The sequence below is a fragment of the Aeromicrobium sp. P5_D10 genome (genome assembly GCF_054049535.1).
In genome coordinates this window covers 136,531-160,653 of the sequence record NZ_JBFUME010000003.1, presented here as the reverse complement: position 1 = coordinate 160,653, position 24,123 = coordinate 136,531, and the positions used below count along the sequence as shown (strand labels likewise).

At 66.2% G+C, this 24,123-nt stretch carries 24 protein-coding genes; 18 read left to right on the top strand and 6 right to left on the bottom strand.

The features are described from left to right. Nucleotides 1-23 precede the first annotated feature (23 nt). The 5 genes from ACXJKC_RS05835 (at nucleotide 24) to ACXJKC_RS05815 (ending at nucleotide 5,762) form a co-directional block, all read left to right on the top strand. Nucleotides 24-758, top strand: a complete 735-nt coding sequence (locus ACXJKC_RS05835; RefSeq protein ID WP_456695742.1) for a cytochrome c biogenesis CcdA family protein — start codon at nucleotides 24-26, stop codon at nucleotides 756-758. Nucleotides 759-771: 13 nt separating this feature from the next. Beyond that, nucleotides 772-2,325 carry a cytochrome c biogenesis protein ResB gene (resB, locus tag ACXJKC_RS05830; protein ID WP_456695741.1) on the top strand — a complete coding sequence of 518 codons (1,554 nt, stop codon included), beginning with the start codon at nucleotides 772-774 and terminating at the stop codon, nucleotides 2,323-2,325. Further along, entirely contained in the window at nucleotides 2,322-3,248 is a 927-nt protein-coding gene (gene ccsB / locus ACXJKC_RS05825) for a c-type cytochrome biogenesis protein CcsB (RefSeq protein ID WP_456695740.1), read from the top strand. Before resB ends, ccsB begins: the two co-directional genes overlap by 4 nt. A 539-nt stretch (nucleotides 3,249-3,787) precedes the next feature. Continuing rightward, entirely contained in the window at nucleotides 3,788-4,690 is a 903-nt protein-coding gene (locus tag ACXJKC_RS05820) for an ABC transporter ATP-binding protein (RefSeq protein WP_456695739.1), read from the top strand. Nucleotides 4,691-4,703: 13 nt separating this feature from the next. Beyond that, nucleotides 4,704-5,762: an ABC transporter permease gene (locus ACXJKC_RS05815; RefSeq protein WP_456695738.1), complete on the top strand. Its 1,059-nt coding sequence runs from the start codon at nucleotides 4,704-4,706 to the stop codon at nucleotides 5,760-5,762. Between the two features lie 6 nt (nucleotides 5,763-5,768). Here ACXJKC_RS05815 and ACXJKC_RS05810 read toward each other — a convergent pair whose 3' ends face one another. Beyond that, nucleotides 5,769-6,038 carry a PLD nuclease N-terminal domain-containing protein gene (locus ACXJKC_RS05810; RefSeq protein ID WP_456695737.1) on the bottom strand — a complete coding sequence of 90 codons (270 nt, stop codon included), beginning with the start codon at nucleotides 6,036-6,038 and terminating at the stop codon, nucleotides 5,769-5,771. A 69-nt stretch (nucleotides 6,039-6,107) separates the two neighbouring features. On the opposite strand from ACXJKC_RS05810, the gene ACXJKC_RS05805 reads away from it, so the two are divergent. Next, the gene (locus ACXJKC_RS05805) at nucleotides 6,108-6,374 is read left to right on the top strand and encodes a DUF4229 domain-containing protein (RefSeq protein ID WP_456695736.1); all 267 of its coding nucleotides are present in this window, start codon (nucleotides 6,108-6,110) and stop codon (nucleotides 6,372-6,374) included. Beyond that, on the top strand, nucleotides 6,355-7,443 hold the full coding sequence (gene cds1, locus ACXJKC_RS05800; RefSeq protein WP_456695735.1) for an L-cysteine desulfhydrase Cds1: 1,089 nt from the start codon (nucleotides 6,355-6,357) through the stop codon (nucleotides 7,441-7,443). The genes ACXJKC_RS05805 and cds1 overlap by 20 nt, the downstream gene beginning before the upstream one ends. On the opposite strand, the gene ACXJKC_RS05795 is transcribed toward cds1, so the two are convergent. Both ACXJKC_RS05795 and ACXJKC_RS05790 read right to left on the bottom strand, forming a co-directional pair. Continuing rightward, entirely contained in the window at nucleotides 7,440-7,934 is a 495-nt protein-coding gene (locus ACXJKC_RS05795) for a metallophosphoesterase family protein (protein ID WP_456695734.1), read from the bottom strand. The two genes, cds1 and ACXJKC_RS05795, sit on opposite strands and share 4 nt — an antisense overlap. A 1-nt stretch (nucleotide 7,935) precedes the next feature. Continuing rightward, on the bottom strand, nucleotides 7,936-8,820 hold the full coding sequence (locus ACXJKC_RS05790; protein ID WP_456695733.1) for a 1,4-dihydroxy-2-naphthoate polyprenyltransferase: 885 nt from the start codon (nucleotides 8,818-8,820) through the stop codon (nucleotides 7,936-7,938). Nucleotides 8,821-8,897: 77 nt separating this feature from the next. On the opposite strand from ACXJKC_RS05790, the gene ACXJKC_RS05785 reads away from it, so the two are divergent. Next, entirely contained in the window at nucleotides 8,898-9,467 is a 570-nt protein-coding gene (locus ACXJKC_RS05785) for a hypothetical protein (RefSeq protein ID WP_456695732.1), read from the top strand. Beyond that, nucleotides 9,464-10,489 (top strand): AMP-binding protein, encoded by a 1,026-nt coding sequence (locus ACXJKC_RS05780; protein WP_456695731.1) that lies wholly within the window; start codon nucleotides 9,464-9,466, stop codon nucleotides 10,487-10,489. The genes ACXJKC_RS05785 and ACXJKC_RS05780 overlap by 4 nt, the downstream gene beginning before the upstream one ends. Before the next feature lie 101 nt (nucleotides 10,490-10,590). On the opposite strand, the gene ACXJKC_RS05775 is transcribed toward ACXJKC_RS05780, so the two are convergent. Beyond that, nucleotides 10,591-11,247 (bottom strand): NAD(P)H-binding protein, encoded by a 657-nt coding sequence (locus tag ACXJKC_RS05775; RefSeq protein ID WP_456695730.1) that lies wholly within the window; start codon nucleotides 11,245-11,247, stop codon nucleotides 10,591-10,593. 64 nt (nucleotides 11,248-11,311) lie between these two features. Between ACXJKC_RS05775 and ACXJKC_RS05770 the strand changes: the two genes are divergently transcribed. The 8 genes from ACXJKC_RS05770 to ACXJKC_RS05735 all read left to right on the top strand — a co-directional run bounded on the left by ACXJKC_RS05770 (nucleotide 11,312) and on the right by ACXJKC_RS05735 (nucleotide 21,344). Next, entirely contained in the window at nucleotides 11,312-12,229 is a 918-nt protein-coding gene (locus ACXJKC_RS05770; RefSeq protein ID WP_456695729.1) for an o-succinylbenzoate synthase, read from the top strand. After that, nucleotides 12,226-13,836 carry a 2-succinyl-5-enolpyruvyl-6-hydroxy-3-cyclohexene-1-carboxylate synthase gene (menD, locus tag ACXJKC_RS05765; RefSeq protein WP_456695728.1) on the top strand — a complete coding sequence of 537 codons (1,611 nt, stop codon included), beginning with the start codon at nucleotides 12,226-12,228 and terminating at the stop codon, nucleotides 13,834-13,836. Before ACXJKC_RS05770 ends, menD begins: the two co-directional genes overlap by 4 nt. 91 nt (nucleotides 13,837-13,927) lie before the next feature. Further along, the gene (locus ACXJKC_RS05760; RefSeq protein ID WP_456695727.1) at nucleotides 13,928-15,511 is read left to right on the top strand and encodes a GMC family oxidoreductase; all 1,584 of its coding nucleotides are present in this window, start codon (nucleotides 13,928-13,930) and stop codon (nucleotides 15,509-15,511) included. Then, nucleotides 15,508-17,016, top strand: a complete 1,509-nt coding sequence (locus tag ACXJKC_RS05755; protein ID WP_456695726.1) for an aldehyde dehydrogenase family protein — start codon at nucleotides 15,508-15,510, stop codon at nucleotides 17,014-17,016. Before ACXJKC_RS05760 ends, ACXJKC_RS05755 begins: the two co-directional genes overlap by 4 nt. Nucleotides 17,017-17,201: 185 nt before the next feature. Beyond that, the gene (locus ACXJKC_RS05750; protein WP_456695725.1) at nucleotides 17,202-17,363 is read left to right on the top strand and encodes a hypothetical protein; all 162 of its coding nucleotides are present in this window, start codon (nucleotides 17,202-17,204) and stop codon (nucleotides 17,361-17,363) included. A gap of 47 nt (nucleotides 17,364-17,410) precedes the next feature. After that, nucleotides 17,411-20,281, top strand: coding sequence for a helix-turn-helix transcriptional regulator (locus tag ACXJKC_RS05745; protein WP_456695724.1), 2,871 nt, complete (start codon nucleotides 17,411-17,413; stop codon nucleotides 20,279-20,281). Between the two features lie 28 nt (nucleotides 20,282-20,309). Further along, complete coding sequence (locus ACXJKC_RS05740; protein ID WP_456695723.1) at nucleotides 20,310-21,071, top strand: SGNH/GDSL hydrolase family protein; 762 nt, start codon at nucleotides 20,310-20,312, stop codon at nucleotides 21,069-21,071. Between the two features lie 24 nt (nucleotides 21,072-21,095). Beyond that, a complete protein-coding gene (locus ACXJKC_RS05735; protein ID WP_456695722.1) occupies nucleotides 21,096-21,344 on the top strand; it encodes a hypothetical protein in 249 nt (82 codons plus the stop codon). Between the two features lie 7 nt (nucleotides 21,345-21,351). Here the strand turns inward: ACXJKC_RS05735 and ACXJKC_RS05730 are convergent, their stop codons facing one another. Beyond that, nucleotides 21,352-22,611 (bottom strand): isochorismate synthase, encoded by a 1,260-nt coding sequence (locus ACXJKC_RS05730; RefSeq protein ID WP_456695721.1) that lies wholly within the window; start codon nucleotides 22,609-22,611, stop codon nucleotides 21,352-21,354. Between the two features lie 33 nt (nucleotides 22,612-22,644). Between ACXJKC_RS05730 and ACXJKC_RS05725 the strand changes: the two genes are divergently transcribed. Continuing rightward, on the top strand, nucleotides 22,645-23,337 hold the full coding sequence (locus tag ACXJKC_RS05725; protein WP_456695720.1) for a demethylmenaquinone methyltransferase: 693 nt from the start codon (nucleotides 22,645-22,647) through the stop codon (nucleotides 23,335-23,337). Between the two features lie 9 nt (nucleotides 23,338-23,346). Here ACXJKC_RS05725 and ACXJKC_RS05720 read toward each other — a convergent pair whose 3' ends face one another. After that, nucleotides 23,347-23,934 carry a hypothetical protein gene (locus ACXJKC_RS05720; RefSeq protein ID WP_456695719.1) on the bottom strand — a complete coding sequence of 196 codons (588 nt, stop codon included), beginning with the start codon at nucleotides 23,932-23,934 and terminating at the stop codon, nucleotides 23,347-23,349. Between the last annotated feature and the right edge of the window lie 189 nt (nucleotides 23,935-24,123).

Below are 24,123 nucleotides of genomic sequence, written 5' to 3'. Positions count from 1 at the left end.
ATGAGAACAGTGTGATCGACTGGATGACCGAGACTGTCGGCTCCGGCAGTCTCATCCTGGCAGCGCCCATCGCGGTGCTCGCGGGTCTGGTCTCGTTCTTCTCTCCCTGTGTGCTCCCGCTCCTGCCGGGCTACTTCTCCTACATGACCGGTGTCGGCGTGCAGGATCTGGAGTCGACGGGTCGTGGCCGGATGCTGCTGGGGTCGGGGCTGTTCGTGCTGGGCTTCAGTGTCGTGTTCGTCTCCGGCGGGATGCTGTTCGGCTCGATCGGTCAGGAGCTGTTCCAGTACCAGCGTCAGATCTCGATCGTCATGGGCATCCTGGTGATCCTGATGGGTCTGGCCTTCATGGGTTTCATCCCATTGATGCAGCGTGAGGTCAAAGTGCATGCCGTGCCGGCGGTGGGACTTGGCATGGCCCCGCTGCTCGGCGCGTTGTTCGGTCTCGGCTGGATCCCGTGCGTCAGCCCGACGCTGGGCACGGTCCTGACACTCGCCAACAGCGAGGGCACCGCAGGACGTGGTGCGTTGTTGTCGTTCGTCTACTGCCTCGGGCTCGGTATCCCGTTCATCGTGGCCGCACTGGCGTTCGGACGTTTCATGCGAGCCATGACCTGGGTCAAACAACATCAGCGGGCGATCTCGGTAGGCGGCGGGCTGATGCTCGTCGCGGTAGGACTCCTGCTCGTCACGGGTTTGTACGACTCGATGGTCGACAGCCTGCGCAGTTCTTTCGGCACCGGGTCGGTGGCCATATGAGTGAGGTAGTCAGATGAGCCAGAATGCGGTCAGCGAGCTAGGACGTCGCGAGTTCACCCGGTGGTTCTGGCGCCAGCTGACCTCGATGCGGACCGCGCTGTTCCTGCTCCTGCTGCTGGCGATTGCTGCGGTTCCGGGATCGATCGTCCCGCAGCGTGGCGTCGACGCCCGCGCGGTCGAGGCATATTTCCTGGAGCATCCTGACAGGGCGCCGTTCCTCGACAAGCTCGGCTTCTTCGCGGTCTACAGTTCGCCGTGGTTCAGCGCTGTCTATCTGCTGCTGATGATCTCGTTGATCGGCTGCATCCTGCCGCGGACCTTCGTGTACCTGCGTGCTTTGAGGGCACGGCCGCCCAAGGCGCCCAAGAACCTCCTGCGGATGCCGGCATCATCGTCCTTCGAAACCTCGGCCTCGGCCGAGGAGGTCATGGCTGCGGCCCGGCGCGCGCTACCCCTCGCGCGTGTCGACGTCGTCGACCGCGATGACGCGCAAGAGCTCAGCGCGGAGAAGGGATATCTGCGCGAAGCCGGCAATCTGCTGTTCCACGTCAGCATCGTCGTGGTGCTGATCGGTGTGGCCGTGGGCACGTTGTTCGGCTACCGCGGCTCCGTCATCGTGACGGAGGGAGATGGCTTCTCCAATGCGTTGAGCCAGTACGACGATTTCTCGTCGGGGGCGATGTTCTCGGCCGACGAGCTGCAGCCATTCGCCATGACGCTCGACAACATGACGGCCAAGTTCCAGCCGTTCGGCAGCCAGCAGGCCGGTGCGCCGCGTGAGTTCAGGGCACGAGGAACGTACATCACCGGCCCCGGCGCCGAGGAGAAAAAGTACGACATCACGGTCAATCACCCGCTCAGCGTCGGCAATGCGTCGATGCACCTGCTCGGCCAGGGCTATGCGCCCGTCCTGAAGATCACCGATGCGAAGGGCAATGTCGTCCTCAACGACGCCGTGCCGTTCCTGCCAACTGATTCGACCTATACCTCCAACGGCGTGCTCAAACTGCCCGATGCCCAGCCCGAGCAGTTGGGCCTCCAGGGTTTCTTCCTGCCGACCGCAGCCGAGCAGAACGGGATTTCGATCTCGGTGCATCCGGCCGCCGCCAACCCGGTGGTGTCGTTCAATATCTGGCACGGCGACCTGGGCCTCGATGACGGGCGTTCGCAGTCGGTCTTCATCCTCGACAAGTCGAAGATGAAGCAGTACAAGGACGCCGACGGCAAGAACACCCGGATCAGCTTGAGCCCCGGTCAAGTAGCCGACCTCCCCGGCGGCGGCACGATCGAATATCTGGAGACATCGCAGTTCGCGCGGTTCCAGATCAGCTCCTCGCCCCTGATCTGGGTGCCCCTGGTCGGGATCAGTGCGGGACTCCTCGGTCTGATCTTGTCGCTGTTCATCAATCCCCGTCGAACGTGGGTGCGAGCCCGCAGAGACGGTTCACGTACCGTAGTAGAGGTTGCAGCCCTCAATCGCAACCCGCGTGACGACCTGCCGGCCGAGCTTGATCAATTCCTCGAGCGGCTGCGCGCCACGCTGAACGATCCTAAGGAGACATCATGAGCCTTGCCGATCTTGCGCAGGTCTCCAACTACTCGGTTGCCTCGGCGACGGGCGTCGTCGCTCTCGCGTTCTTGGCGCACCTGGCGGAATGGGGCTTCGCCAAGAAGCCCGTGTTGAACGCGGTCCGCGCGGGTGGTGGCGAATCGGTTCCGCCGCAGGAATCGGACCGTCCCGAACTCAGTGCGGTGTTCTCCTCGATCGCGGTCTCACTCGTCTCGCTTGCGACGATCTTGCTGTTCATCGGTTCCCTGACCCGCGGCCTCGCAGCGGAGCGGGTGCCGTGGAGCAATATGTACGAGTTCGCGCTGACCGGATCGTTCATCGCGCTTGTGGTCTTCCTCGTGCTGGTCAAGGTGTGGGACGCGACCTGGATCGGCGTCTTTGTCACGGGCTTCTCGCTGGTGCTGCTCGGCATCGGTTTCAGCGTCTATGTGCCGGCCGGGCCGGTCGTTCCGGCGCTGCACTCGTACTGGCTCGTGATCCACGTGGCGGCGGTCATGATCGCCGGTTCGCTGTTCCTGGTCGGTGCAGCCGCCTCGGTGCTGTTCCTGCTGAAGCTGCGCGCCGAGGAACGTGGCACCGAAGGTGCCTTCCTGGCCCGCGTGCCCGGATCGGCGATCCTCGACCGGGTGGCCTTCCGGGTCAACGCCGTAGCGTTCCCGATCTGGACGTTCGGTGCACTGATCGCCGGACCGATCTGGGCCTACGACGCCTGGAGCCGGTACTGGGGCTGGGATCCGAAGGAGGTCTGGGCGCTCATCACCTGGGTCGTCTACGCCGGCTATCTGCACGCCCGGGTCACCGCAGGCTGGAAGGGTCGCCGGGTCGCGATCTTGTGCCTGATCGGCTTCGCCACGTTCGTGTTCAGCTTCTACGGCGTCAACCTGCTCTTCGGCAACAGCCAGCACGCGTACGCCAAATAAGGCGCGCTGCTCGTACCTCGCAGCACCACCGGCTCGTACCTCACCGGTGCCGGGCTGCGCCCGGGCGCCTGCCTTCGCTCGTTGCACTCGCTCGGCCCATGGTGAGGACTTCGGTGCGCAGCCGGTGCGACCGCTCGAGGTCGGAACCGACTCGGGCGGCGGTTCGTGTGCCCCGTTTTTTTGCCGTCGATATCGAGCCAACCCCACCGACTCATGCCCAACTGTTGTGACCGCATGGCGTCCTCGCGTCGCTTCTCGTCGTACGCGATCTGTTGGGGCGTGCGTGGCTCGTTCGGAATTCCACCGTATTTGACCTTCCCGTCGAATTCGCCGAGATGGCAGTACTCGAGCGGGTCACATGGATCTTGCCGAGATTGACGCCGTACATCGCGATTCCGTGGAGCGCCAGGCCGGGCGCGTCGCCTGTGGACGCCGCACGCATCAAGCGTCCTCGCCACGTACCCAGCGCTGTGACACGAGGTGCGTGCCAAAGACCCTACGTCTCATGGGAAACCGGCAGGGGAGGTTAGGGTCGGAGCATGGGGGATGCGATCAGGGTCGAAGGGCTCGTGATGACGTACGGGGACGTTCGGGCGGTCGACGGGGTGAGTTTCACGGTTGCGCCGGGGGAGTTCTTCGGGCTTCTTGGGCCCAACGGTGCCGGCAAGACCACGACGTTGGAGATGATCGAAGGGCTGCGCAAACCGATGGCCGGTACCGTCCGGATCGGCGAGCATGAGCCCTGGAAACGGGCACCGGAACTGCAGCGCCGCATGGGCGTCCAACTGCAGTCGTCGTCATTCTTCGAGCGGTTGACGGCGCGTGAACAGCTCGACACATTCGGCGCGCTGTACGGGGTCGCGTCCGGGCGCACCGATGAGATGCTCGAACAGGTCGGTCTCGTCGACAAGGCCGACGTCCGCACCGAGGACCTGTCAGGTGGCCAGAAACAACGGCTCTCGATCGCGTGCGCGTTGATCCACGACCCGGAAGTCGTGTTCTTGGACGAGCCGACGGCCGCACTCGACCCGCAGGCCCGCCGCAATCTCTGGGACGTCCTGCGCACGATCAACGAATCAGGCCGCACCGTCGTGCTGACGACGCACTACATGGACGAGGCCGAGGTGCTGTGCGACCGGGTCGCGATCATGGACTCGGGCAAGATCTTAGAGATCGACACTCCGGCAGCACTCGTGCGCGGACTCGACGCCCCGGTACGGATCAGCCTCGCGCCAGGCACCTTGTCGGTCGAGGATGCGCGCTCGGTGGCTGGCGCCGACGTCGTCGAAGCCGAAGAATCGGCCCTGACGATCACGACCCGCGAACCGTCTCGCGTCCTGACGGAGCTGGCGACCCGCAACGCCCTGGACGGACTCAGCGTCAAAGGCGCATCGCTCGAAGACGTGTTCTTGGAGCTGACCGGCCGGGAGTATCGGGCATGAACGGGGTTCGCGCATGAGAGCGTTCATCAGCCTGGCCCGAGCCATGCTCAAGGGCTTCTTCCGCGACAAGATGGCGTTCTTCTTCGCCGTGATCTTCCCGCTGATGTTCCTGGTGCTGTTCGGCGGGATCTTCACGAACCAGGGGGCGTCCAAGTCCGAGATCATCCAGGTCGGTGCTGTCTCGATCCTCGACGAGGCGCCGAAAGACATGCGCGCCTATCTCGCCAAGAGCCTCGACATCACCAAGTCGAAGGACCAGAAGGCTGCCATCGAGAAGGTCCGCAAGGGTGACGCGGACGCGATGATCTCCCAAGACGGGGATCGGCTGATCGTGCGGTACTCGCAGGCCGATCAGGTCAAGGCCGCGACGGTCCAGGGGACGTTCCAGGCGATAGTCCAGTCAGCCAATATCCAGGTGACGGGTCAGCCGCCGCGGTTCAGCCTGGAAACCGATCAGGTTGAGGACGATTCGCTGTCGGCGATCCAGTACTACACACCGGGTCTGATGGGCTGGGCCATCGCTTCGGGGGCGACATTCGGCGCCGCGACGAACCTGGTTGTGTGGCGGCGCAATGGGCTGTTGCGGCGGCTGCGGTTGGCGCCGATTCCGACCCGCTCGGTGGTCGTGGCGCGGATCGCGGTCTCGATCGCGATCGCGATCGTGCAGGCGGCGATCTTCCTGGGTGTCGGAGTGGCCTTGTTCGACCTCAAGCTCACGGGTTCGTGGCCCATGATCATCCCGCTGTTGGTGTGCGGCACCTTGGCGTTCATGGCGATCGGTCTGCTCGCCGGAGCCGTGGCCAAGAGCGAGGAAGCCGCCGTCGGTATCGCCAACTTCGTCGTCCTGCCGATGGCGTTCTTGTCAGGATCGTTCTTCCCGCTCGACGGGGCACCGGGCTACGTCACGGCGATCAGCAAGGTCCTGCCGCTCAAACACCTGAATGACGGAATGCTCGACACCATGGTCCGCGGGGAGGGCCCGGTCGCGGCCCTTGTGCCGATGGGGATCCTGCTGGGATTCGCCGTCGTCGTGACGGCCATCGCCAGCAAGATGTTCCGCTGGGACGACTGACAGGTCTTACAGGCCCCGGAGGTAGTCGGGGTCGTCGTCGGGACCGCGCGGTCCGGGCGGCGGCGTCCAGCCGGTGTTGCGGGGCTTGGGCGGAATGTCCTTGATGTGGCCCCAGAAGAGCCAGGCCAGCGGGCCCGCGAAGGGGACGAACAGCAGGATCAGCAGCCACACCGGCTTGGGAAGCAGCTTGACCTGCGATTTCGGCGTGCCCACAAGATCGAAGATCGCAAAGATCAGCATCACGACGCCGAGTGCGATCAGAACTGCCTTACCCATGCCACCACCGTATCCGGCCTGGCACAACCGGCAGCACGAACATCGGGGCGCACCGATTAGGCTGGCTGCATGAAGGCTTTTTGGACCTACACGCTGGCCCGCTTCGCGATTTTGCTGGTGTGTCTTGTCGTGGTGTGGTTCGTCGGGCAGATCTGGTTCGAACGGACGGAGATCTTCAACATCTTCGTGTTGCTTGTTTCGCTCGTCATCTCCTCTGTCATCTCGATCTTCGCGCTGGCGGGACTGCGCAACAAGCTCGCACTCAACGTCCATCAGCGGGCCGAGCGGATGACCGCGCGGATCGAGGAGTCCCGCAGTGCCGAAGACATCGACTGAGAGTCGGGCCTGGATCGCCGAGGCGATCAGGCGTGTCGACGCCGACGCCAATCGCAGCGCTGACACGCACTTGCACGTCCTGCCGATCCCGGTCGACGGAATCGATCTGTACCTGAAGGACGAATCGGTCCACCCGACCGGCAGCCTCAAGCACCGACTTGCCAGGTCGTTGTTCCTCTACGCGCTGTGCAATGGCTGGATCGGGCCAGAGTCGACGGTCATCGAGGCTTCCAGCGGTTCGACCGCTGTGAGCGAGGCCTACTTCGCCCGCCTGATCGGGCTGCCGTTCGTCGCGGTGATGCCGGCCTCGACCAGCCCGGAGAAGATCGACTTGATCGAGTTCTACGGCGGCCGCTGTCATCTGGTCGACGATCCGGGGACGGTCTACGACGTGGCCCGCGAGCTCGCGTCGAAATGCGGCGGTCACTACATGGACCAATTCACGTACGCCGAACGGGCCACCGACTGGCGGGGTAATAACAACATCGCGGAGTCGATCTTCGACCAGTTGTCGGCCGAACCCCACCCGTGCCCCACGTGGATCGTGGTCAGCGCAGGCACTGGGGGCACGTCCGCGACGATCGGACGATTCGTGCGTTACCGACGATTCGACACTCGGATCGCGGTCGCCGACCCGGAGAATTCGGCATTCTACGGCGGCTGGGAGTCCGACAGCTCCGACGTCACGACGGACCGGCCGTCCAGGATCGAGGGGATCGGACGTATGCGGGTCGAGCCCTCGTTCGTCGGCGGCGTGGTCGACGAGATGGTCAGGGTTCCGGACGCTGCGTCGATCGCGACGATGCGCTGGGTTTCGGGCATCCTCGGCCGTCCCGTGGGCGGATCGACCGGCACGAATGTGTGGGCCTCGCTCGACATCATCGGCGATATGCGATCCGCGGGCCAAGTGGGCAGCGTCGTCACGTTGCTGTGCGACGGCGGCGAGCGCTATGCCCACACGTACTACGACGATGCCTGGTTGGCCGAGAAGGGAATCGACATCGCCCCGTACGCCGCGGCACTCGAAGAGTTCGCCGTCACCGGCGCCCTGCCGGATGTGCCGGCCTAGGTCACCCGCACGATCTGCACCGACACGATCCGCCCGGCATCGATGACGACCTGCGCCATGGTGCCGTGAGGCTGGCGGCGCTTGTCGGTCGGCGATCCGGGGTTCAGCAGACGTTGACCGTTCTCCTCGGTGTCCCACGGGATGTGCGAGTGGCCGAACACGACCAGATCGGCTTCGGGGAAGCGTCGCCGCATCCGCGCTGCCCGGCCCTGCTTCTGGCCCGAGTCGTGGATCATCGCGACGCGGACTCCGTCCAGCTCGATTTCGAGGGTCTCGGGGGCACCCCATGCCTCGACCTCGGGACCGTCGTTGTTGCCGGCGACGACGTGCACCGGCGCGTACGCCGCGAGCTCGTCGAGGACCGAGGGCAGGCAGACATCTCCGGCGTGCAGGATCACATCGACACCGTCGAGCTGAGAGGCCACCGCCGGGGGCATGGCCTTCCAGAAACGCGGGGCGTGGGTGTCGGAGACAACCGCGACGCGCAGCACGTCAGGCCCCGATCGCCAGCCCGACCGCGAGACCCACGGCGTAGACGAGTTCAGCCAGGCCCGCGTCGCGCAGCACCGGAATCAGCGCCATGCCTCGGGCCCCCGAGGCGATGGCGTTCGCGGCCCGGCCGATCAGAGGCAGAGAAATAAGTGCCAGCAGCGCCCACGGCGTGGAGAACGCCGCCCACACGACCATGGCTATCGCCAGAAGCATCAACAGGCCGAACAGCCGACGGGTTCCGGCGTCGCCGAGGACGACGGCGAGCGTCTTCTTGCCGGTGACCGAATCTGTCGGGATATCGCGCAGATTGTTGGCCACCAGGATCGTGCACGCGATCGCGCCGATGCCGATCGAGGCTGCGACTGACGGTGCCGTGATGCTCCCGATCTGCACATAGGCCGTACCGAGGACGGCGACGAGGCCGAAGAACACGAAAACGCTGACCTCGCCGAGCGCGCGGTAGCCGTACGGCGACGGACCTCCGGTGTACGTCCACGCGGCGCCCAGAGCGGCGACGCCGACCAGCAACAGCCACCAACTGGACGTCGCGGCGAGGGCGAAGCCGAGGACAGCGCCGAGACCCAGGAACAGCACTGCCGCGGCTTTGACCCGTTTCGCGGGCACGAGACCCGAACCGACGAGGCGCAGCGGACCGACCCGGTCGTCGTCGGTGCCCTTGATGCCGTCGGAGTAGTCATTCGCGTAGTTGACGCCGATCTGCAGCGCGAGCGAGACCCCGAGCGCGAGCAATGCCTTCCACCACACGACGGAATCGGCGAATGCCGCAGCGCCGGTCCCGGCCACCACGGGAGCCACGGCAGCCGGGAGGGTGCGTGGTCGAGCGCCGGCAATCCAGAGCTGGGTGGGCGAGAGTGAGGCAGTCATGGCTGTCCAGTCTGCCACCCTGGCCACTGTCAATGAATGGTTGACGCATTTTGGGGTGTCAAGTTAGCCTTGACACCATGACCGTCGATGATGCGCAGTTCGCAGATCTCATCGCCCGCGCGGTCGCTCGCGTCGACCCCACGCTGGAACGCCGCCTGGAGCGCGAACCGGAAGCGCACCTCGAACTGGTGTTGCTGACGCGCCGGGCGCATGAAGTCACAAATCAGTTGCTGCACGACGCCGTCGCGTCCGCCCGCGCCTCGGGATCGAGTTGGGAAGCCATCGGATCCGCCCTCGGCATGTCACGGCAGGCTGCCCAGCAACGTTTCGGCCGTCGTCCGCAGCCGATCCCGGGCACGGCAGAGCACCGCCAACTGGTCGGACTGACCGCCTTCAACGAGATGGATCAGCTCAACGCCTGGGGGCGCCACGGCTGGCACTCGGTTCGCTTCGGACCGTTGTTCCACGACGTCGAACAGTCCGATCAGAGATGGGAGCACGCTCGCGCCGTGATCGGTGGTCGCAAGGCCAAGGAGCTCGAAGGTCAAGGCTGGGAGCGGATCGGTTCGCACTGGTTCCCGTGGGTGTACTTCAAGCGGCCGCTCGACCAGTCGGCCGAGCCGGGAGAGCCGGGGCGGACGCCGTGACGACATCGCTTCGCCCCGTGGCCGGCGAACCACGTGAGGTTTTCGCACTCGTCGAGCATTGGGTGCGTGACGGTGGGGATCCGCTCGTCGTCCGCACGTCGGGCAGCACGGGGTCGCCCAAGGAGGTCGTGCTGTCGCACGGGGCGATGCTCGCGTCCGCACGGGCGACTCTCGACCGGTTGGGTGGTCCCGGCGGTTGGTTGCAGGCGATGCCGGTCACGGGGGTCGGTGGGCTCCAGGTGCTGGTGCGGTCGGCCCTGGCGCGTCTCGAACCTGTCTTCGCGGCCGATCACCTGAGCCTGGCCGATGCGATCGCCGCGATTCCGGGGGAGCGGCGATATGCCTCACTCGTCCCGACCCAGGTCCATCGGGTGCTCGAAAGCGATGGCGTCGAGGTGTTCGAGCAGCTCGACGCGTTGTTGATCGGCGGTGCCGGGACGCCCCCGGATCTGCTCGATCGACTCAGTGGTGTCAACGTCGTGCGTACCTATGGCATGAGCGAGACGTGCGGCGGATGCGTCTACGACGGCCTCCCGCTCGACGGGGTCGAGTTGCGGCTCGACGATCACGGTCAGGTGCTGATCGCGGGGCCGATGCTGTTCGACGGTTACACCGATCCCGATGCCACGTCCGCCGTGATGCATGACGGCTGGTTCATGACCGCCGACCTCGGCGAGATCGTCGACGGTCGGCTACGGATCACCGGACGGTCCGACGATGTGGTGATCAGTGGTGGGGTCAACATCGCTCTCCCTGCGGTGACGGCCGCGCTGCGGCAGCTCGACAGCGTCCGCGATGCGGTGGCGGTGGCAGTCGACGATGAGGAGTGGGGTGCGCGGGTCGTGGCCTATCTCGTTCCGGCCGACGCGGTCTGCCTCGACGGGCTGCGGCTCGATGAGGTCCGCGATGCCGTTGAGGAGTCCGGTCTGCCCCGTACTTGGGCCCCCCGGGAGGTCCGGCTGCTCGATGAGTTGCCGTTGCTGCCCGGCGGGAAGATCGACCGGCAGTCCCTGATCCACTGACCCAGCCCTTCTCCGTCCGAGGGGGCGGTGCACTGGCGTCCAAGAATGTGGCGGACGTGGACGCTGGCGCACCGCCCACGGGGCAGGCGGGGTAGGTGGGATCAGGTCGCGGCGGTGATGGCGTCGGCGATCGGCGTCGGCCCGCTGATGACTTCCCACTGCTTTCGGTGCGTCGCGGTATTCGGGATCACGGCCGCGACGAGCGCGGCGACGTCGGCGCGAGGGATATGCGCCCGTTCGACCTGCTCGGCCAGTGTGATGTGGCCGGTCGGGGGACCGTCGGTGAGTCCGCCGGGACGGATGATGGTCCAGTCGAGATCGCTGTCGCGCAGGGCGATATCGGCGTCGCGCTTGGCCTCGACATAGGCGATCCAGGTGGGATCGGCGCCCTCGTCGATGGGCTTGTCGACGCTGATCGCCGAAATCTGCACGAACCGCCGGACACCTGCGGCAGTCGCACCCGCGATCGACTTGAGAGATCCGCCCAGGTCGACGGTCTTCTTGCGGGCTGCGTTCCCGTCAGGACCGCCGCCAGCGGCGAACACCACGGCATCGGCGCCGGCGAACGCGGCAGCGAACTCCTGCGCCTCGGATGCCTCGATGTCGAGAAGAGTGACGTCGGCGCCGAGGGCTTCCAAGCGCGGCGCTTGATCGGGGTTTCGGATCAGGCAGACCGGGATGTGCCCGTCTGCGACAAGCAATGGGACCAGGAGGCGGGCGATCTTGCCATGGCCTCCGACGATGGCGATACGGCTCATGACACCAACGTACGGACCTCCCGGTAAGTTGCCACTTGTGCAGCCGCGTACCTTCTCCATCCCGATGCCGACGAAGTTCCGTGGCATCACCCGGCGCGAGGGGATGATCTTCGAGGGGCCGGCCGGTTGGGCCGAATTCAGTCCGTTCCTCGACTACGACGCACGAGAGAGCGCGCCGTGGCTGGCTGCGGCGGTCGCCTCGGCGGAGGTGGAGTGGCCGACGGCATTGCGGAGCCGGATCCCGGTCAACTGCACCGTGCCCGCGGTCGGGCCCGAGCAGGCGGCGCAGATCGTCGCGAGCAGCGGCTGCAGCACCGCAAAGGTCAAGGTCGCCGAGAAGGGGCAGACGCTCGCCGACGACGTCGCCCGCGTCGCGTCGGTGCGAGATGCCATCGGCCCCCAGGGCAAGGTGCGGGTCGACGCCAACGGCGGCTGGACGGTCGACGAGGCAGTCGCCGCGATCCGGACGCTCGATACCGCCGCGAACGGTCTGGAGTACGTCGAGCAGCCCTGTGCATCGGTCGAGGATCTCGCGACCGTCCGCCGCCGGGTCGACGTCCCGATCGCCGCCGACGAGTCGATCCGGCGGGCCGATGATCCGTTCCGGGTGGTCGCGCTCGATGCCGCCGACATCGCGGTGCTCAAGGTCGCGCCGCTCGGCGGGGTGCATGCGTGTCTGCGGATCGCGGAACAGATCGGCCTGCCCGTCGTGGTGTCGAGTGCCGTCGACACGTCGATCGGTCTGGCGGCGGGACTCGCGCTGGCCGCCGCGTTGCCGGAGCTGCCCTATGCGTGCGGCCTCGCGACGACATCCTTGCTCGACGGCGACGTCGTCGCGAGGCCACTCGTGCCAATCGACGGTTTCCTCCCGGTCGGACGCCAGTTCTTCGACCTCGCCGCCTATGACGCCGTGGCCGCCGACGGTGAGACCGATGCCCGCTGGCAGGCCCGGTTCTCGGCGGTGCGGGCGGTGCTGGGATGACTCAGCAACGAGCAGTCGGAGTAGCCCGGAGGTTGGTCGGGGCCTTGCTGGGTGCCCATGTCACCGACGTCGTGCTCGCGCCGGGCTCCCGTTCGGGCCCGATCGCGCTGGCGTTCGCCGCAGCTGATGCGCAGGGGCTCTTGCGCCTGCACGTCCGCGTCGACGAGAGGGAGGCCGGCTTCCTGGCGCTCGGCCTCGCAAAGGCTTCGCATCGCCTGGTCCCGGTCGTGACGACGTCGGGCACAGCTGTGGCCAATCTGCACCCGGCCATGCTCGAAGCGATGCACTCGCAGGTGCCTGTTCTGGCAATCACGGCAGACAGGCCGGGACGGCTTCGGGGCACCGGCGCCAATCAGACGACGGATCAGCGCGAGATCTTCCCGGGGGTGCCGTTCATCGAACGGGTCAAACAACTGTCGTGGGGTCCGGCCCACCTGAATCTCGAGCTCGAAGAACCATTGATCGAACAGGTCGAATGGGACTTCCCGACCGGCGGAAGCCTGGGCTGGGCCTGGCACCCGCAGGCTCCGGTGAGGCTGGAGCCCGGCCCTCGCACCGTGGTCGTGGCCGGCGACGATGCTCGACAGGCCGCCCGGATCCTGGCCCGCGACGCAGGCTGGCCGCTGTTGGCCGAACCGTCGTCGGGATCGCGCAATGGTGAGGCGCTGGTGTCGTACCGCCTGGTGCTGGAGCATTCCCCGCTGACCGAGCAGATCGAGCGGGTTGTGAGCTTCGGCCACGCGACGCTGACCCGTCCCGTCAGCCGGCTGTTGTCTCGCACCGACATCGAGATCGTCCACGTCGGCACACAGGCGACGTTCCCGGTTCCGGCGGGCGCGAACGTCCGGTTCATCGACCAGACACATATGTCGACCTTGCAGACCGGAGGATCCCCGGTCGTACTGGGTGGCGTCGATGTCGAAGGCCCGGATGACCCGGCTTGGTTGCAGGCCTGGCACGATGCCGACGCCGCCGTCACGGCTGCGGTCGACGCCGAACTCGACGGCACGACACCGTACGACCTGGCCAAGGCGGTCAGCGCGGCGGTCCCGGCCGGCGGGATGCTGTTCGTCGGCGCGTCGAGCCCGATCCGTGACCTTGATCTGGTCGCCCGGCCGTACCCCGTGGGCGAGAGACGGTTGATCATCGCCAACCGGGGACTGGCAGGCATCGACGGGACGCTGTCGTCCGCGATCGGCGCGGCGCTGGCACGAGAGTCGACCCGGGCGATCGCCTATGTCGGCGACCTGACGTTCCTGCACGGCAGCAACGGTCTGCTGATCGGCCCCGGCGAGCCGCGCCCTGACCTCACGATCGTGATCGCCTCCGATGACGGCGGCAGCATCTTCACGACGCTCGAGCAGGGGGCGCCGGAATACACCGATTCGTTCGAGCGGATCTATGCGACCCCGACGGGCGCCGACATCGGGCAACTGTGCGCCGGCTTCGGGGTGTCGCACCGGCTTGTCGAGGTGGCAGATCTCGCCGACGTGTTGGCGCAGGAGGTCGAAGGCATCCGGGTCATCGAGGTTCCGATCGACCGAACCGGGCGCCGCCAACTGGATGCACGGCTGAGCGCGGCAGCGAGGAGCGAAGTCGGACGGTGACAGCGGTTGTGTCACCGACATACTCCCAGTAGGTTTGTGGTCTGGGTCACGCATGTGCGGCGTGGCTCCGATCATCGGTCGAGAGGATGTCATGGCAGAGATGCGTTTCGACTACATCGTGATCGGGTCAGGCAGTGCCGGCGGCGTCATCGCGACACGCCTGAGTGAAGATCCCCTCGTCAACGTCCTGCTGCTGGAAGCGGGCCCCGCCGATGACGACGACATGATCCACATGCCGCTGGGTTTCTCGACGCTGTTCAAGACCAAATGGGACTGGAACTACGAGACGACCCCGCAGAAACACCTCGCCGGACGACGCGCTTACTGGCCACGGATGAAGGCGCTCGGCGGCTGCTCGTCAATGAACGCCATGATCTACATCCGGGGCAATCACGCCGACTACGACGAATGGCGCGATGCCTACGGCGCGACCGGCTGGGGATTCGACGACGTCCTGCCGTACTTCAAGAAGGCCGAGGGAAACACTCGACTCGGCGATCCCTTCCACGGCCAGGACGGTCCGCTGCACGTGGAGGACCGGGTCTACAACCATGAACTGAGCACGGCGTTCATCGAGGCCGGGGTCGCTGCGGGGCACAAGCGCAATGACGACTTCAACGGTGCCAAGCAGGAAGGCATCGGTCGCTACCAGGTCACGTGCAAGAAGGGGCGACGCTGGTCGGTCGCCGACGGCTACATCCACCCGGCTGCCGATCGGCCGAACCTGACGGTGCTCACCGAGGCGTTCGTGACCAAGATCGTGCTCGACGGCACCCGCGCGACCGGTGTCGCCTACATCCGCGAGGGCCAGTCGCACGTCGTACGCGCCGAGGCCGAGATCATCTTGAGCGGCGGCGCGATCAACAGCCCGCAGTTGCTGATGCTGTCGGGGATCGGACCCGGAGCCCACCTGCGCGAGATCGGCATCGACGTCGCGGTCGAATCGCCGGGAGTCGGTCAGAATCTGCAAGATCATCCGGTCTCCGGCATCTTGAGCTACACCAAGGACACGACTGATATCGCCGAAATGTTGGGTGTGGGCAATCTGCTCAAGTGGAAGGCCACCGGCAAGGGCCCGTTGAGCTCCAACGTCGCCGAGACCGGCGCGTTCTTCGCCTCCCGCGACGATCTCGAACTGCCCGACATCCAACTGCACGTTGCACCGACCGGGTTCTACGACAACGGCATGCACGAACCGGTCCGCCGCGCGCTCACAACCGCAGTCACTTTGGTCAACGTCCAGAGCAAGGGATATGTGAAGCTGCGTTCGACCGATCCGACCTGGCAGCCCGAGATCGATCCGGGCTACTTCGACGACCGGGCCGACCTCGATGCCATGATCGCGGGATTCCGCCGGGCCAATGACGTGCTCCGTCAGGGGCCGATCGCCAGATTCATCGACGAGCCGTGGATTCCGGCGTCCGCCGATCCGACCGACGACGAGATCATCGAAGGAATCGGCAAGCTCGCCCAGACGCTCTACCACCCCGTCGCGACGTGCGCGATGGGCACGGTCGAGGGCAGCGTCGTCGATCCCGAGCTCAAAGTCCACGGCGTCGAAGGCCTGCGGGTCGCCGATGCGTCCGTCATGCCGCGCGTGCCCCGCGGCAACACCAATGCCCCCACCGTCATGATCGGCGAGAAGTGCGCCGACCTCATCAAGGAGTCACGATGACTGCAACGCTGGATCCGACTGCTGCGGCCGAGACCGCCGAGACCTTCGACTCGCTCAATCCCGCCAATGGCGATGTCGTCGGCACGCACCCCGTCCACGGCAAGGCTCACGTCGATGCGGCGGTCGCCCGTGCGCGCGAAGCGGCTGACTGGTGGGGCGACCTGACGTTCGCCGAGCGCGCCGAGTACCTGCTGACCTGGCGCAGCGTCATCACCCGCCGCATCGCCCAGCTCGCCGATCTGTCGCACCGCGAGACCGGCAAGCCGCACGGCGATGCCCAGCTCGAGATCATCTTGGCGATCGACCACATCGCCTGGGCGGCCAAGAACGCCAAGAAGGTACTCGGCCCCCGCAAGGTCAGCTCAGGTCTGCTGATGGCCAACCAGGCATCGAGCGTCGAGTACAAGGCGCTCGGTGTCGTCGGGGTCATCGGCCCCTGGAACTACCCCGTGTTCACGCCGATGGGTTCGCTCGCCTACGCCCTGGCCGCTGGCAACGCCGTCGTGTTCAAGCCCAGCGAGTACACGCCGGGAGTCGGCACCTGGCTCGTCGACACGTTCACCGAGGTCGTGCACGGTCGCGCCGTCCTGCAGGTTGTCACGGGATTCGGACCGACCGGCAACGCGCTGTGCACAGCGGATATCGACAAGCTCGCATTCACCGGGTCGGGTGCGACGGGCAAGAAGGTCATGGCAGCCTGTGCCGAGAACCTCACGCCTGTCGTGATCGAGGCCGGTGGCAAGGACTCCCTGATCGTCGACCAGGACGCCGACATCGCCAAGGCCGCCGAAGCCGCACTGTGGGGTGGCATGTCGAACGCCGGGCAGACGTGCGTCGGCACCGAGCGGGTCTACGTGCATGAGTTGGTCTTCGACTCGTTCATGACCGAGATCCTGGAGCAGGCCAAGGATCTCAAGGCCGAACAGGGCGGCAAGATCGGTCCCATCACGATGCCGTCGCAGCTCAAGGTCATCAAGAGCCATATCGACGATGCGATCGCCAAGGGTGCCAATGTCGCCCTCGGCGGTGCAGATGCCGTGGGGGAGCGGTTCGTCCAGCCGACGATCTTGACCCATGTGCCAGAGAACTCCACCGAGATAACCGATGAGACATTCGGTCCAACGCTCGCGATCAACCCGGTCAGGAGCATGGACGAGGCCGTAGCGCTGACGAATGCGACCGAGTACGGTCTCGCCGGTGCAGTGTTCTCCAAGAAGAACGGCGTCGACATCGCCCGCCGCATCCGTTCGGGTATGACGTCGGTCAACGCCGTCATCGCTTTCGCTGGTGTGCCGAGCCTGCCGTTCGGCGGCGTGGGTCAGTCCGGTTTCGGACGCATCCACGGCCCCGACGGGCTCAAGGAGTTCACGTACGCCAAGTCGATCACCCGGCAGAAGTTCAAGCCGGTCATGATGCTGACGTCGTTCGCGCGTGATGCCAAGACCGACGGCAAGGCGCTGCAGCTCATCACGCTGCTGCATGGAGGTAAGAAGACGCTCAAATAGGGCGCGCTGCTCGTTCCTCGCAGCCACTGTGGCTCCTTCGTCGCCTCAGCCGGGCTTCGCCCGGGCGCCTGCCTTCGGTCGCTAGCGCTCCCTCGGCCCATGGTGACGTTGCTGAGGTAGTGGCTGTTCGAAGTTAGGGATCTTGTCTGATGTGGGCGGCTACCTCAGGCGGCGACGCTGGACTCATGATCATCGACCCGCAGTCCTTCATCGCCCTGGAAATCGATCGGCATCTGGCCCTCGCCCAGGCGGCGCAGCAGGCGCGGCAGCACCGCACGGTCCGGCCGCGCCGGAGCATCCGTCTGCGTCTCGCCGCCTGGGCGACCGGCCGCGCCGTCCACGCTTGAGCGTCGCGACACCGCTGATGTCCGAGGCATCGGCCATGATGGAGACCATGGCGAACGATCGCGTGCCCTCGATGCCGTTGGTCGGCCGTCGGCGCGAGCTCGACCAGTTGTTGGCCGATGCCGGCGTGACCGAACCTGGTGTCCACGACATCGTGCTGCTCGGCGGCGATGCCGGGATCGGCAAGACCCGACTCCTGCGTGAGTTGGGCGTCCGCGCCAGGGAGGCCGGACATCGGGTTTTGGCCGGTCACTGCCTCGACCTCGGCGACAGTGCATTGCCGTATCAGCCGTTTGCCGATGCGTTCTCCCATCTCGACGACGCCGAGCGCGACCTGATCGCCGAGCGTTTTCCGGCCCTCGGCCCCTTGCTGCCGTGGCCCTCGCCAGCGCCCGGCGCCGGAGTCGAGCGGGCCGAATTGTTCGCCTCGGTCGTAGCCGGGCTGGATTCGCTGGCCACCGAGCGGCCGGTATTGCTGGTGCTCGAAGACGTCCACTGGGCAGATGCCTCCACACGTCACCTGATCCGCTATGTCCTGGCGCAGGGATTCCGCGGCCCCGTCCACGTCGTGATCAGTTTCCGGTCCGATGATCTGCACCGCCGTCATCCCTTGCGCCAGGCGATCGCCGAGTGGGTTCGGCTGGCCGGCGTGCGCCGGATGGAACTCGAACCGCTGGGGGACCACGACGTCGTCGATCTCGTGCGGTCCCGCGTGTCCGGGGCACTGGCAGACGTCGAGGTGAGTGCACTGGTGCAACGCGCCGCCGGCAATGCGTTCTATGTCGAAGAGTTGCTCGACGCCGGCTTGGGTGAGCACCGGGCGGCCTTGCCGGAGACGTTGAGCGATCTGTTGCTGGTCAGGCTCGAACACCTCGACGATTCCTCCCGCCGACTCGTCAGGGCAGCATCGGTCACCGACGGTCGCGAGGGTTTCCCGGCGCTCGCGGCGGCTGCCGGACTGACCGATATCGAACTCGACGCGGCACTCGGCGATGCGGTCGATCATAAAGTGCTTCGCCGGACCGACGGCGACAGCTATGTGTTCCGCCATGCGCTCCTCGGCGAGGCGGTACGAGATGACCTGCTGCCGGGGGAGCGGCGCCGCATACATGCCGCTTTCCTGAGCGCCTTGGACAGCACGGCTCCCGCGGCCACTGTCGCGCGTCACGCCTTCGCAGCCGGGGAGCGCGCGGTCGCGTTCGAGGCCACGGTGCGTGCGGCCGAGGATGCGCTCCGAGTGGCCGGATACGACGAGGCCGCCGGACACTATGAGAACGCACTCGAACTGATCGACGTTGCCCCTGAGGGAACCGATGAGGTCGACCTGGTCATCGAGGCAGCCAACGCGCTGGTCGCATCCGGGCGTCTGATGCGCGCGCTCGAGCTCTTACGCGATCGAGACCGCGAACTCGATGCCAAACGCTCCGCGCAGTCCCACGGGCGCTTGCTGGTGGCCATCGGCGACACCGCGTACTTCGCGAGCCTCGACTCCGAAGCCGATGCGGCCAGCAGCGAAGCCGTGCAGGTCGTCGCCGATGAGCCGACTGTGCTGCGTGGACAGGCCGCGGCACTGCGTTCTCGGGTCTTGGCCAATGTCAGACGCGATGAAGAAGCGGTCGGTTGGGGCGAGCGCGCGCTGGCCATCGGCGAACAGATCGGAGCTGAGAATGTCATCGCCGACGCCAAAGCGACGTTGACCCGACTCACGATGCGATCGGGTGCCGACCCGGAAAAAGCCAGAATCGCCTTTCGCGAGGTCATCGCCGACTCGCGTGCGTCCGGACATGTCCTGGGCGAGCTGCGCGGTCTGCACCAGCTCGGATTCGTCCACATCAATGCCGGGGAGCTCGACGACGCGGGGCGGGTCTTCGCCGAGGGGATGCGCCGAGCCGACGAGACCGGCTGGTCATGGGGGCCGTACGGGTTCGACGGGCGGTTCTTCGGTGCGCTCGTCGCGTATATCCGCGGTGACTGGGACCGAACGCTCGAATTGTGCACAGTCGGCCCTACAGCGCCCATGGATGCGCGCGCCGGGCTGGCCGCGATCGCGCTGCTGGTTGCGGCGGCGCGCGGAGAGGCGGAGCAGATCGAGCAGACCTTGCCGATGCGTTCGTTGTGGAGCCATGACGAGGCAGCAGCGGTTCACAGCAGTGCCGGGCTGATCGAGTTGCACGGCTTGCGCGGCGACCTGGCCGAGGCCCGGCGCTCCTACGACACCGTGGCAGGCCTGCACCAGGCGATGTGGGACGACCCCGACTTCCCGGCCCGCATACGCCTCGCTGCGCTGCTGGTCGGCCAGTATGCCGCCGCTGCGGCACGCCTCGAACGGGTCGAGCAGGCTCAACTGCTGGAACAAGTGCCCGCCTTGACGACCGAGCTGGAACGCGCCGTCACTGCCACCGATCCATTCGGTCCCGAGGGCGAGGCCTGGCGGCTTCGGTACCACGCCGAAGTCGCAAGGCTGCGATGGCATTGCGGTGAGGATGTCGGGTCGGCCGACGAGCTGGCGGCAGGCTGGCAGGCGGCCTATGAGGCGTTCAGCGTGCTGGGGGAGCCGTATGAGATCGCCCGGTCGGCGGCCCGGTGGGCAGAAGTGCTGCTCTCGACGGGGCATGAAGCCGACGCGGCGACACTGGTGGAGCAGGCCCGAGCAATCGCACGGCGACTCCAGGCCGAGCCCCTCCTGGCCGAACTCGATCGTCTGACCCCTTCCCCGGCCGTCGTGGCGCTGACACCGCGTGAACATGAGGTGTTGCGCCATGTTGCCGAAGGCTTGTCCAATGGCGAGATCGGTACGCGGCTGTTCATCAGCACCAAGACGGTTTCGGTGCACGTGTCGAACATCTTGGCCAAACTCGACGCATCGAGCCGAACCGAGGCAGCTGCGATTGCTCGGCGTCGGGGCTTGATCGACGGTTGAGGGTGGATCTGACCGGTAATCTGGGCAGGTGACTTTTCAACGCTTCGTCGCCCTCGGCGACTCCTTCACCGAGGGCGTCGGCGATCCCGACGCCGATCTGCCCAATGGCGTCCGTGGTTGGGCCGACCGAGTCGCCGAGGTCATGGCTTCCGACGACTTCACCTATGCGAATCTGGCTATCCGCGGGCGCAAGATGCTGGGAATCCTCGACGAGCAGGTCGGCCCCGCCCTGGAGCTGAAGCCCGACCTGGTCAGCATCTACGGTGGTGCCAACGACATTCTGCGACCGCGCATCGATATCGACGCGCTGATCGCGGAGTACGACGTGGCAATGGGACGCATCGTCGATGCCGGCGCGCACGTGCTGACGTTCACGGCGTTCGATCCAGGTGGCCTGCCGGTCTTCGGCGCGCTGCGCGGCCGGTTCGCGGTCTACAACGAACTCGTGCGCCAGATCGCCGAGAAGCACGGTGCGACCCTGGTCGACTTCTGGCGACTGCGCGACTACCGCGATAACCGTCTCTGGGACATCGATCGCATGCACATGTCGAGTGCAGGTCACCAGCGGATGGCGATCGCGGTGCTCGACGCCTTGGGTGTTGTTCACGATCTCCAACCGGTAGATCTCGGTGAACGGGTCGAATTGTCGTCGAAGGAGCGCCGCTCGGCCAACGCCGACTGGGCCAAGAGCTACGTCGCGCCGTGGATCAAACGCCGGGTCACCGGGAAGTCCTCAGGCGACAGCCTCAGCCCGCGGTGGCCGTCGCTGACCTCGATCGCCATGATCTGACTCTGACGCGGATACCATCACCCCATGGTCGAGAGAGTGCTGCGAGTTCTATCGGGCTTGGAGATCATGGCGATCGCTGCAGTACTTGTGCTCTTCGTGACTGGGCGCTTCGGCCAGTTCTGGTGGCTGTCTACCGTGATGATCGTGTTGCGCCTCGCGCAGCTCGCGATCAGGGCGTGGGGGGAGCGCCCTCCGCGCAAGCGTGAGTTCCAGAAACCGCGATCGGCATATCCGAATGGCGACAACGGCTATAACCGGCACGTTCAGCAGTAGTCACCGCTCAGGTGCTGGGAGTCAGCGCATCCCGCACCGGGATGAGCTTGGCATTGGACTCGGCGAGCTCATCGGCCGGAACCGAGTCGGCGACGATGCCGCAGCCCGCGAAGAGTCGGACCGTCCGGCCATCGTCCTGGATCTGCGCCGAGCGCAGCCCGATGCCCCATTCACCGTCGCCACGGGCATCGATCCAACCCACTGGACCGGCGTAGCGAGCCCGGTCGAGCATCTCGATCTCGGCGATGAGCCGGACCGCGGCGTCGGTCGGCGTGCCACCGACTGCGGCCGACGGATGCAGTGAGGCGGCCAGTGTCAGGGCACTTGCGCCGTTCTTCATGACACCTGTGACATCAGTGGCCAAGTGCATGACATTGGGCAGGTGCAGCACGAACGGGGTCTCGGGCACGAACATGTTGGTGCAGTGTGGCGCCAGGGCGTCGGCGACCGAACGGACGGCGTACTCGTGCTCCTCCAAGTCTTTCGAGGAGCGGGCCAGCGATCCGGCCAGTGCCAGGTCGTGGGTGTCGTCGCCGGTGCGCCGGATCGTTCCGGCCAGGACCCGTGAGGTGACGAGACCGCGTTCGAGCCGCACGAGCATCTCGGGCGTGGAGCCGAAGAAGCCGTCGACGTGGAATGTCCAACAACTGGGGTACTCGGCGGCGAGACGGGTCAACGGGGCCCGGACGTCGAGCGGCTCATCCAACGTGGCCACCAGATCACGGGCCAGGACGACCTTGTCGAGTGCGCCGCCGGCGATTCGACTGACCGCGTCGGCGACCAGGCCCTGCCAAGCGAGGCTGTCGACGGGACCGTCGGCGAACCTCGTCCCTGCCGGATCGGCCGGGGTGCTCGAGGGGCCGACCTCGGGCAGTGCGGTGATCCCGGTACCGATGACCGTGATCCACGTCGTCCCGTCGCGGCGCCCGACGACGACCTCCGGAACGACCAGTGCGCTGCCCTCGGCATCGTCGGTGAACGTGAAGGAGCCGAATGCGACCAGTCCTGATCCGGGGATGTCGACGTCATCGCGCACGACGGCATGGCTTGCCAGTTCGCGCCACCACGTGGCGGCGTCGGCGAAGCGTTCGCTGCCTGCGGTGCGGAACGTCGCGGCGCGACCCCAGCCGACCAGGCCGTCCTCGCCGTGAACCCAGGCGAGCGCGTCACGCTCGGGAAGCAGACTGAGCAATGCGCCGGGATCGTCGATGGGGGCCGACCGCACCAGGAGAGGTTCGACCAGATCGGCTGGAACGGGGTTGCTCACAATCCTTGAGCCTACTCGTGGGATGGTTGAATCGTGAGCCGAGCCGGTCTGGACAAGGAGCCCCGAGACGTCGCGAAGATGTTCGACGGGGTCGCGGAGAAGTACGACCTGACCAATGACGTGCTGTCGATGGGGCAGGATCGTCGCTGGCGCAAACGGGTCGTCGACCTCGTCGCGCCGAAGCCCGGCGAATACATCCTCGACCTGGCGGCCGGTACCGGTACGTCGAGTCAGCCGTTCGCCGATGCCGGGGCCGTCGTGGTTCCGTGCGACTTCTCGATCGGGATGCTTGAGGTCGGCAAGCGCGAACGGCCGGCCCTCGCCTTCACAGCGGGCGATGGCATGAAGCTGCCGTTCGCCGACGAGACGTTCGACGCTGTCACGATCTCGTTCGGTCTGCGCAATATCGTCGACCCCATCCAGGGCCTCCGAGAACTGCTTCGGGTGACCAAACAGGGTGGACGCATTGTGGTGTGCGAGTTCAGCACGCCGACCTGGGGTCCGTTCGAGGCGGTCTACTCCAACTATTTGATGCGGGCGCTGCCGCCGATCGCTCGCAAGGTGTCGTCCAATCCCGAGTCGTACGTCTACCTGGCCGAATCGATCCGTGATTGGCCGGACCAGAAGGGGCTGGCCCTCCGTATGGTCGAGGCCGGTTGGGGCAAGGTCGATTGGCACAACCTGTCGGGTGGCATCGTGGCGTTGCACCACTCCTTCAAGGCCTGACGCAACCCGTCAGGAAGCGTGTTTGCCTGCGGCGCGCCCCTCAGCGGCATCCCAGACCCGGTCGGCGCGAGACCACCACGCTCGCGTGAGGTGCGCGAATCGTCCGGTGTGGGGTGAATGGGGGTGTGGGCGGGTCGGCGAACCCGGCTCCACCTGGGCGAGCTGTGCTGCGAGCCGTTCACCTTCGGTCGGGTCGAGGTGAGCCGTCAGGTCCTCCACGATCGACGTCTCAAGACGCGTGAGCGCATCGATGTCGGCAGTGAGACGATCCCAGATCTGGGACCAGGACCTGCCTCGTGCCTGTGCGGCCCCGTAGAGACGCGCCTTCGCCAGCGCTGCCGTCTGCTCGACACGACGTACTTGATGGACGTACTCTCCGACCCGCGTGTCGCCGGGGCTGAGATGTCGGCGTGCGAGAGGGATCAGTACGTGGCAGATCGCCGACTGGTGCTGACATGTGCTGATGATGGCGGCATCGACCTTGCGGACGATCTCCTGGCGTTCGGCATGTGTGTGCACGGCACCGGCTGCGGCCTCGATCGAGGCGGCAAGAGCAGCGTGCGTCGCAGCGATGCTCTGCTGCAATGAATCCTTCATGATGTTCTCCTTCCCACACGCTCTACCTCCAGTGTGACCCCAGTCACAAAGAATGGGAATGCGGGCAAGCGTCCGCACTCAACGCCGACTTAGTGTGACCTAAGTTACAACCGGATCCTGGCGGGCGTATCGTGAGACCGTGATCACGTTGTGAAGTAATTCACAAGGGAACGATCATGAAGGTCCCAC

Coding starts and splice junctions, on each gene's coding strand:
- ACXJKC_RS05835 (WP_456695742.1), top strand. CDS start 24: ATGACCGAGACTGTCGGCTCCGGCAGTCTCATCCTGGCAGCGCCCATC.
- resB (WP_456695741.1), top strand. CDS start 772: ATGAGCCAGAATGCGGTCAGCGAGCTAGGACGTCGCGAGTTCACCCGG.
- ccsB (WP_456695740.1), top strand. CDS start 2,322: ATGAGCCTTGCCGATCTTGCGCAGGTCTCCAACTACTCGGTTGCCTCG.
- ACXJKC_RS05820 (WP_456695739.1), top strand. CDS start 3,788: ATGGGGGATGCGATCAGGGTCGAAGGGCTCGTGATGACGTACGGGGAC.
- ACXJKC_RS05815 (WP_456695738.1), top strand. CDS start 4,704: ATGAGAGCGTTCATCAGCCTGGCCCGAGCCATGCTCAAGGGCTTCTTC.
- ACXJKC_RS05810 (WP_456695737.1), bottom strand. CDS start 6,038: ATGGGTAAGGCAGTTCTGATCGCACTCGGCGTCGTGATGCTGATCTTT.
- ACXJKC_RS05805 (WP_456695736.1), top strand. CDS start 6,108: ATGAAGGCTTTTTGGACCTACACGCTGGCCCGCTTCGCGATTTTGCTG.
- ACXJKC_RS05790 (WP_456695733.1), bottom strand. CDS start 8,820: ATGACTGCCTCACTCTCGCCCACCCAGCTCTGGATTGCCGGCGCTCGA.
- ACXJKC_RS05785 (WP_456695732.1), top strand. CDS start 8,898: ATGACCGTCGATGATGCGCAGTTCGCAGATCTCATCGCCCGCGCGGTC.
- ACXJKC_RS05775 (WP_456695730.1), bottom strand. CDS start 11,247: ATGAGCCGTATCGCCATCGTCGGAGGCCATGGCAAGATCGCCCGCCTC.
- ACXJKC_RS05770 (WP_456695729.1), top strand. CDS start 11,312: ATGCCGACGAAGTTCCGTGGCATCACCCGGCGCGAGGGGATGATCTTC.
- menD (WP_456695728.1), top strand. CDS start 12,226: ATGACTCAGCAACGAGCAGTCGGAGTAGCCCGGAGGTTGGTCGGGGCC.
- ACXJKC_RS05760 (WP_456695727.1), top strand. CDS start 13,928: ATGGCAGAGATGCGTTTCGACTACATCGTGATCGGGTCAGGCAGTGCC.
- ACXJKC_RS05755 (WP_456695726.1), top strand. CDS start 15,508: ATGACTGCAACGCTGGATCCGACTGCTGCGGCCGAGACCGCCGAGACC.
- ACXJKC_RS05750 (WP_456695725.1), top strand. CDS start 17,202: ATGATCATCGACCCGCAGTCCTTCATCGCCCTGGAAATCGATCGGCAT.
- ACXJKC_RS05745 (WP_456695724.1), top strand. CDS start 17,411: ATGGCGAACGATCGCGTGCCCTCGATGCCGTTGGTCGGCCGTCGGCGC.
- ACXJKC_RS05735 (WP_456695722.1), top strand. CDS start 21,096: ATGGTCGAGAGAGTGCTGCGAGTTCTATCGGGCTTGGAGATCATGGCG.
- ACXJKC_RS05720 (WP_456695719.1), bottom strand. CDS start 23,934: ATGAAGGATTCATTGCAGCAGAGCATCGCTGCGACGCACGCTGCTCTT.